We start from the raw sequence: 8,762 nt of genomic DNA on the forward strand, positions 1-8,762 counted from the left end.
TCTCCTAATCGGACACGGGGTTGAGACCTTGTCATACCCGGCAATGTGGTGTCACTGTGTGTGCGGACCTTGAGTAGGAGGCAAAGTGACGCAGAACCAGCCGGGTTCGGGGCCGACGGCGCTGCGCATCCTCCTGGGCTCCCAGCTGCGAAAGCTCAGGGAGGCGAAGAACGTCAGCCGCGAGGAGGCGGGTCACCTCATCAGGGGGTCCGAATCCAAGATCAGCCGCATGGAGCTGGGCCGGGTGGGGTTCAAGGAACGTGACGTCGCCGACCTGCTCACCCTGTACGGGGTCGTCGATCCGCAGGCGCGCGCCGCCGTCCTCGACCTGGTGGCCACGGCCAACGAACCCGGCTGGTGGCACCGGTTCAACGACGTCCTGCCCACGTGGTTCCAGGCGTACGTCGGCCTTGAGGAGGCCGCCGCCCGGATCAGGACCTACGAGGTCCAGTTCGTGCCGGGACTGCTGCAGACCAAGGAGTACGCCCGGGCCGTCGTGACCGCGGGAGCGGCGGGCATCGCGACGGAGGAGATCGCCAGGAGGGTCGACCTCAGGCTCGAACGCCAGCGCATCCTCGACCGCCCGGACGGCCCGATCTTCTGGGCCGTGATCGACGAGGCGGCGCTGCGCCGGCCCATCGGCGGCGTCGAGGTCATGCGCGCCCAGCTCGAACACCTCATCGACCTCATGCGGCAGCCCAGCATCACCATCCAGATCATGCCGTTCAGCTTCGGCGGCCACAGCGCCGAGGGCGGGGCCTTCAGCGTCCTGCGCTTCCCCGACCGCGACCTGCCCGACGTGGTCTACGTCGAGCAACTGGCCAGCGCCCTGTACCTGGACAAGCGTGAGGACGTGGACCGCTACACAGAGGTCATGGAGCGGCTGTGCGCCGTGAGCACCACCCCGGATGAGACGATCGATCTCCTGCGGACGATCGCCGAGGAGTTCTGACGGCGACGGCGTCGTTGTTCGGTACGCATCTGCCCTAGACTGGCCATCGGCGTTGGATCCCGCCGTGGCGGAGCATGCCCAACGCCGCTCATGTGGGCGCGGCGCGTGAGCCGTACCGAATGGACGCGCCCGCGATCACTCGTAGCTTGATCAAGGAGACCATTCCGTGAAGACCGCTGTCGAGGAGCTCAGCCCGACCCGGGTCAAGCTCACCGTCGAGGTGCCGTTCGAAGAGCTGCGCCCGAGCATGGATGCGGCGTACAAGAAGGTCGCGCAGCAGGTGCGCGTCCCCGGGTTCCGGCCTGGCAAGGTTCCGGCCCGCATCATCGAGCAGCGCTTCGGCCGGGCGGTAGTGCTGGAGGAGACCCTCAACGACGCGGTGCCCAAGCTCTACGGCCAGGCCGTCGACGAGGTCGACGTGTTCCCGGTGAGCCAGCCCGACATCGAGGTCACGAAGATCGACGACGGTGAGCAGATCGAGTTCACCGCCGAGGTCGACATCCGGCCCAACTTCGAGGTGCCCGACTACCAGGGCGCCGAGGTCACCGTCGACTCCGCCGAGGTCTCCGACGAGGACGTCGACGGCCAGCTCGACTCGCTGCGCCAGCGCTTCGCGACGCTGACCGGCGTCGAGCGCGCGGCCGCCAACGGCGACTTCGTGGTGATGGACCTGCGCGCCGAGATCAACGGCGAGAACATCGAGGAGCAGCAGGCCAGCGAGGTCTCCTACGAGGTCGGCGCCGGCTCGGTGCTGCAGGGCCTCGACGACGCCCTCGTCGGCATGTCCGCGGGCGACGAGAAGAGCTTCAAGACCGAGCTCGTCGGCGGCGAGAACGCCGGCGAGGAGGCCGACGTGATCATCAACGTCAAGTCGGTCAAGGAGAAGGTCCTTCCCGAGCTCGACGACGAGTTCGCCCAGCTCGCCAGCGAGTTCGACACGCTCGACGAGCTCAAGGCCAGCATCCGCGAGCAGTCCCGCCGCAACAAGCTCATCGACCAGGTCGTCCAGGCCCGCGAGAAAGCCCTCGACGCGCTGCTCGAGAAGATCGACATCCCGCTGCCCGAGAGCGCGCTCAAGGCCGAGGTCGACGCCCGCAAGCACAACCTCGACCACCAGATCGCCGAGAGCGGCCTGAGCCGCGACGCCTTCTTCCGTCTGTACCAGACGACGGAGGAGGAGCGCTTCACCGAGTTCGACACCAACTCCGCCAAGGCGCTCAAGGTCGGCTTCGTGCTCGACAAGATCGTCAAGGCCGAGGAGCTGGGCGTCAACGAGCAGGAGCTGACCAACTTCGTGGTGCGCCGCGCCATGGAGATGGGCGTCCAGCCCAACGAGCTGGCCAAGCACCTCGCCGACAACGACCAGCTCACGCTGGCCATGGTCGAGATCGTCCGCGACAAGGCCAAGTCCGTGCTCGGCGACGCCGCCAAGGTCGTCGACAGCGAGGGCAACGAGGTCGACCTCAAGGCCATCTACGCCGAGATCAACGGCGCCCCGGTCGAGGAGGAGGCCGAGGAGGCCGACTCCGAGGACAAGGCCGAAGCCTGATCTTCCCCGAAGCCCCCGAACCACCACGGTTCGGGGGCTTCGCGCATTCCGCCCCGAACCACTCCGGTTCGGGGTTTCGCGTTTTCAGGCCAGAAGCCTTCTGGACATGGCTGTCACGCGTCCCCGCGCGCGATGGAACGCGTGTGCGCGCCCAGAGGGCTCCTGACGATCCCGCAGGAGCGAATCCGGCCCTGGGGGGCGGGGGCCGCCCTCTGAGGGCTCGTCAAGCCCCTCACCGCCACCGCTCGCGCGATGGCTTCCCCGCCGCCGGACGGCATTCACCGGGACGCAACCTCAGAAGCTCCACAAGCCCCACCAGCCAGGAATCATCCCCGCCGAAACGCCCACAGAGCCGGACCATGAGCTGGACGTGGAGGAACGGCGTAGCCTGACAGAAGACCGGTCACCCAGACCTGCGCCGTCAGCGAACAGTACGGGGGACCGGGCATGACCTGTGGGCGTCGCGCGTTAAGGTCACAAGCAAAGCCAATCACTTACGACGCATCGGAAGGTGACGCTGTGACCAGCCCGCCGACCTTCTATCAGCCTGAGTCGCGAGGCCGTGAGAACGGCTCGTCCTTCCGGCTTGAGGACCAGCTTTACCAGCGCCTGCTGCGTGAGCGCATCATCGTGCTCGGTCAGGAGGTCAACGACGAGATCGCCAACCGGATCTGCGCCGAGCTGTTGCTGCTCGCGGCCGACGACCCCGAGCGCGACATCACGCTGTACATCAACTCGCCGGGGGGCTCGGTGAGTGCCGGTATGGCGATTTACGACATGATGGAATATGTGCCTAACGACGTGTCCACGGTGGTGATGGGCATGGCCGCCTCCATGGGGCAGTTCCTGCTCACCGCCGGCGCCCGCGGCAAGCGCTACGGCCTGCCGCACGCCCGCGTCATGATGCACCAGCCGTCCGGCGGCATCGGCGGCACCGCGGCCGACATCGCCATCCAGGCGGAGCAGATGCTCTACGTGAAGAAGACGCTCGCCGAGCGGATCGCCTTCCACACCGGGCAGCCGCTGGACCAGATCGAGTCCGACTCCGACCGTGACCGCTGGTTCACGGCCGAGGAGGCGAAGGACTACGGCTTCATCGATCACGTGGTGCGCAGCGCGCGGCAGGTGCCCTCCGTGGGCCCGGTCTCCTAGGGGGAGCTGACATGAACATCCAGAGCCGTTACGTTCTCCCCTCCTTCGTCGAGCGCACGTCCTACGGCGTGAAGGAGATGAACCCGTACAACAAGCTCTTCGAGGACCGCATCATCTTCCTCGGAGTGCAGATCGACGACGCGTCGGCCAACGACGTGATGGCCCAGCTGCTGACGCTGGAGTCGCTCGACCCCGACCGTGACATCAGCATCTACATCAACTCGCCCGGCGGCTCGTTCACGGCCATGACGGCGATCTACGACACGATGCAGTTCGTCCGGCCGGAGATCCAGACCGTCTGCCTCGGCCAGGCCGCGTCCGCCGCGGCCGTGCTGCTGGCCGGCGGCACCCCGGGCAAGCGCTTCGCGCTGCCCAACGCCCGGGTGCTGATCCACCAGCCCTCCACCGAGGGCGGTGGCCAGGGAAGCGACATCGAGATCCAGGCCCGCGAGATCCTCCGCATGCGATCCCTCCTTGAGGACATCGTGGCGAAGCACACGGGCAAGGCCTCCGCCGACATCCGCAAGGACATCGAACGCGACAAAATTCTCAGCGCGGACGAGGCAAAGGCGTATGGTCTGATCGACGACATCATCCCGACCAGGAAGAAACGAGCTCAGGCCGTCGCTTCCTAGTTGAGATGTGACGCACCGGAGCGCTGCCCAATAGGGCACGTTCCGGTGCGACTCGCCGCTAGGGGGCTCACTGAGGGCCCAGAAGACGGTAACGTCGAAACCTGAGCGGTTCGGCCTAGTCCGGAGGATGTCCGGAGACACTGCTCGCGTGAGCAGGGCGGTCCCACGCAAAGGAGTATCTGGGGTGGCACGCATCGGCGACGGGGGAGACCTGCTGAAGTGCTCTTTCTGCGGAAAGAGTCAGAAGCAAGTCAAAAAGCTCATTGCCGGTCCAGGCGTCTACATCTGCGATGAGTGCATCGATCTCTGCAACGAGATCATCGAGGAGGAGCTCTCCGAGTCCTCCGAGCTCAAGTGGGACAACCTGCCCAAGCCGAGGGAAATCTACGAGTTCCTCGACGCCTACGTCATCGGACAGGACAAGGCGAAGAAGGCGCTCTCGGTGGCGGTCTACAACCACTACAAGCGGGTGCAGTCCGGCGACCGGGGCAGAGACGACGGCCTTGAACTGGCCAAGAGCAACATCTTGCTGCTCGGGCCCACCGGGTCGGGAAAGACTCTCCTCGCACAGACTCTGGCGAAGATGCTCAACGTGCCCTTCGCCATCGCCGACGCCACCGCCCTCACCGAGGCGGGCTACGTCGGCGAGGATGTCGAGAACATCCTGCTCAAGCTCATCCAGGCCGCCGACTACGACGTCAAGAAGGCCGAGACGGGCATCATCTACATCGACGAGGTCGACAAGATCGCCCGTAAGAGCGAGAACCCGTCGATCACTCGTGACGTCTCCGGCGAGGGCGTGCAGCAGGCGCTGCTGAAGATCCTCGAAGGCACGACGGCCTCGGTGCCGCCGCAGGGCGGGCGTAAGCACCCGCACCAGGAGTTCATCCAGATCGACACCACCAACGTGCTGTTCATCTGCGGTGGAGCCTTCGCCGGCCTCGAAAAGATCATCGAGTCGCGCATCGGCAAGAAGGGCATCGGCTTCAACGCCATCATCCGCTCGAAGGAAGAGGTCGACACGGCCGACATCTTCGGCGACGTGATGCCCGAAGACCTGCTGAAGTTCGGCATGATCCCCGAGTTCGTCGGGCGTCTGCCGGTCATCACCTCGGTCCACAACCTCGACCGCGAGGCCCTCATCCAGATCCTCACCGAGCCCCGCAACGCGCTGGTCAAGCAGTACCGCAAGCTGCTGGAGCTCGACGGCGTGGAGCTGGAGTTCACCGACGGCGCGCTGGAGGCCATCGCCGACCAGGCCATCCTGCGCGGCACCGGCGCGCGCGGCCTGCGCGCGATCCTGGAGGAAGTGCTCCAGTCCGTCATGTACGAGGTGCCCTCCCGCCAGGACGTCGCCCGCGTGGTCATCACCCGCGAGTCGGTGCTCGAACACGCGATCCCGACGCTCGTGCCGCGCGACCAGCTCGCCGCCAAGCAGCAGCGCACGCCGCGCGAGAAGTCGGCCTGACCGTCGTCGAAAACGCCCCCGGGAATCAACCCGGGGGCGTTTCGCTTGCCCGGCTCCCTAGAATTGGTCACTGTGACCACGCAAGAGCTGCCCACCCAATACACGCCGGCCGACGTCGAGACCCGTAGCTACGAGCGCTGGGTGTCCGAAGGCTACTTCCACGCCGACCCGGGCAGCTCGCGAGTGCCGTACAGCATCGTCCTCCCGCCGCCCAACGTGACGGGCGTCCTGCACATCGGGCACGCCCTCGACCATTCCGTCCAGGACGCGCTGACCCGCCGCGCCCGCATGCAGGGCCGCGAGACGTTGTGGCTGCCCGGCATGGACCACGCCGGCATCGCCACCCAGAACGTCGTGGAGCGCGAGTTGGCCAAGCAGGGCCTGTCCCGCCACGACCTGGGCCGCGAGGCGTTCGTCGAGCGCGTCTGGGAGTGGAAGGAGGAGTCCGGCGGCCGCATCCTCGGCCAGATGCGCAAGCTCGGCGACGGCGTCGACTGGGAGCGCGAGCGCTTCACCATGGACCCGGGGCTGTCGCGGGCCGTCCAGACCATCTTCAAGAAGCTCTTCGACGACGGGCTCATCTACCGCGCCGAGCGCATCATCAACTGGTGCCCGCGCTGCCTGACCGCATTGTCCGACATCGAGGTCGAGCACAGCGAGGACGAGGGTGAGCTGGTCTCGATCCGCTACTCCGACGAGATCGTGGTGGCCACCACCCGCGCCGAGACCATGCTCGGCGACACGGCCGTGGCCGTCCATCCCTCCGACGAGCGCTACGCCCACCTGGTCGGCACGATGGTCGAGGTGCCGCTGACCGGCCGCATGATCCCCGTGGTCGCCGACGAGCACGTCGATCCCGCCTTCGGCACCGGAGCGGTCAAGGTCACCCCGGCTCACGACCCCAACGACTTCGAGATCGGCCGACGCCACTCGCTGCCGTCGCTCACCGTCATGGACGAGCGCGGCGTCATCACCGCTCACGGTCCCTTCCAAGGGCTCGACCGCTTCGAGGCACGCCCGGCCGTGGTCGCCGCGCTGCGCGCCGATGGCCGCATCGTCGCCGAGAAGCGCCCGTACCTGCACTCGGTCGGCCACTGCTCGCGCTGCAAGACCGTGGTGGAGCCGCGGCTGTCGCTGCAGTGGTTCGTCAACGTCTCGCCGCTGGCCAAGGCCGCCGGCGACGCCGTGCGCGACGGCCGCACCCGCATCCACCCGCCGGAGCTGGCCAAGCGCTACTTCGACTGGGTCGACGACATGCACGACTGGTGCATCTCCCGCCAGCTGTGGTGGGGCCACCGCATCCCGGTCTGGTACGGCCCGGGCGGCGAGGTCGTTTGCGTCGGCCCCGACGAGGAGCCGCCGGCCGGCTACACCCAGGACTCCGACGTCCTCGACACCTGGTTCTCCTCGGGCCTGTGGCCGTTCTCGACGCTCGGCTGGCCCGACTCCACCCCGGAGCTGGAGAAGTTCTATCCGACCTCCGTCCTGGTCACCGGCTACGACATCCTGTTCTTCTGGGTGGCCCGGATGATGATGTTCGGCCTCTACGCCATGGACGGCCGTCCGCCGTTCCAGACCGTGGCCCTGCACGGCATGGTCCGCGACCAATACGGCAAGAAGATGTCGAAGTCGTTCGGCAACGTGGTCGACCCGCTCGACTGGGTCGAGCGTTTCGGCGCCGACGCCACCCGCTTCACGCTGCTGCGCGGCGCCAACCCCGGCGCCGACGTGGCGGTGAGCGAGGAATGGGCGGCCGGCTCGCGCAACTTCTGCAACAAGATCTGGAACGCCACCAGGTTCGCGCTGATGAACGGCGCGACGGTGGGCTCGCTCGACGGGCTCGACCTCACCGCGGCCGACCGCTGGATCCTGTCCCGCCTGCAGACCGTGGTGAACGCCGCGGATGCGGCCTTCGACGAGTACGAGTTCGCCAAGGCCTCCGACCTGCTCTACCACTTCGCCTGGGACGAGGTCTGCGACTGGTACCTGGAGCTGGCCAAGATCCAGCTCGGGGAGGGGCTCGAACACACCCGGCTCGTGCTCGGGCACGTGCTCGACGCGCTGCTGCGGTTGATGCATCCGCTGGTGCCGTTCGTCACCGAGGAGTTGTGGCGAGCGGTGACAGGTGGCGAGTCGATCGTCGTGGCCCCCTGGCCGCAGGCCGACCCGCGCTACGCCGATCCGGCGGCCGAGGCCGAGATCGACGCCCTCCAGGAGCTCGTCACCGAGGTCCGCAGGTTCCGTTCCGACCAGGGGCTCAAGCCCGGCCAGAAGGTGGCCGCCCGGCTGGGGCTGTCCGCCACGCCGCTGGAGGCCCAGGAGAAGGCGATCCGCGCGTTGCTGCGGCTGACCGAGCCGGCGGAGACGTTCAACGCCACGGCGCGGTTCAGCGTGGGCGCGGTGACCGTGGAGATCGACACCGCGGGCGCCATCGATGTCGTGGCCGAGCGGAAGCGTCTGGAGAAGGATCTCGCCGCCGCCCGGAAGGAAGCCGCTCAGGCGACCGGCAAGCTGGGCAACGAGCAGTTCATGTCCAAGGCGCCCGACGACGTGGTGGCCAAGGTCAGGGCCCGTGCCGAGCAGGCCGCCGCGGACATCGCGCGCCTTGAGGCGCAGCTGTCCGGGCTCGGGGTTTAGACCATACGAACGCGGGGAAGGTCCATTCGTTACCGAAGATGGACCTTCGTCGTCCTCAGGGCTGCTACAGTTTTCAACGCGGGGCCGATCGGCCCCACACCCCTTCTGATCAACCCCGACTTTCGGGCGGTCTGACCTAGCGGTTGGACAAAGGCCGGAAGTTAGAGTAAGTTAGCAGGGTTGCTCCGAAACGGGGCAGGTCCGGAAGCTCCCGGATCGGGCGGTTTGACAAGAATCGTCCGGATCTGGTAGACTGAAGGAAAGAAAATGTGAGCGCCTCTGAACGAGGATCCGGGAACGGGTTCTGGTGAGGAAGTACGCGTCCGTTTCTTGAGAACTCAACAGTGTGTTAAAAGCCAGTGCATGAAA

The 8,762-nt window shown here is 66.9% G+C and carries 6 protein-coding genes; all 6 read left to right on the forward strand.

Annotation, left to right across the window (positions count from 1 at the left end; all coding sequences use genetic code 11):
- Positions 1–85 precede the first annotated feature (85 nt).
- The 6 genes from ABZ815_RS33930 (at position 86) to ABZ815_RS33955 (ending at position 8,393) form a co-directional block, all read left to right on the forward strand.
- A complete protein-coding gene (locus ABZ815_RS33930) occupies positions 86–952 on the forward strand; it encodes a helix-turn-helix transcriptional regulator (protein ID WP_357705269.1) in 867 nt (288 codons plus the stop codon).
- A gap of 166 nt (positions 953–1,118) precedes the next feature.
- On the forward strand, positions 1,119–2,501 hold the full coding sequence (gene tig / locus ABZ815_RS33935; protein WP_357705271.1) for a trigger factor: 1,383 nt from the start codon (positions 1,119–1,121) through the stop codon (positions 2,499–2,501).
- A gap of 519 nt (positions 2,502–3,020) precedes the next feature.
- On the forward strand, positions 3,021–3,653 hold the full coding sequence (locus ABZ815_RS33940; protein WP_352323605.1) for an ATP-dependent Clp protease proteolytic subunit: 633 nt from the start codon (positions 3,021–3,023) through the stop codon (positions 3,651–3,653).
- 11 nt (positions 3,654–3,664) lie between these two features.
- Complete coding sequence (locus tag ABZ815_RS33945; RefSeq protein WP_357705273.1) at positions 3,665–4,288, forward strand: ATP-dependent Clp protease proteolytic subunit; 624 nt, start codon at positions 3,665–3,667, stop codon at positions 4,286–4,288.
- A 184-nt stretch (positions 4,289–4,472) separates the two neighbouring features.
- Positions 4,473–5,756 carry an ATP-dependent Clp protease ATP-binding subunit ClpX gene (gene clpX, locus ABZ815_RS33950; protein WP_185067261.1) on the forward strand — a complete coding sequence of 428 codons (1,284 nt, stop codon included), beginning with the start codon at positions 4,473–4,475 and terminating at the stop codon, positions 5,754–5,756.
- 72 nt (positions 5,757–5,828) lie between these two features.
- The gene (locus ABZ815_RS33955; RefSeq protein ID WP_357705276.1) at positions 5,829–8,393 is read left to right on the forward strand and encodes a valine--tRNA ligase; all 2,565 of its coding nucleotides are present in this window, start codon (positions 5,829–5,831) and stop codon (positions 8,391–8,393) included.
- The last annotated feature ends 369 nt before the right edge of the window (positions 8,394–8,762 follow it).

The sequence above is a fragment of the Nonomuraea sp. NPDC047529 genome (assembly GCF_040642995.1).
Taxonomy (GTDB): domain Bacteria; phylum Actinomycetota; class Actinomycetes; order Streptosporangiales; family Streptosporangiaceae; genus Nonomuraea.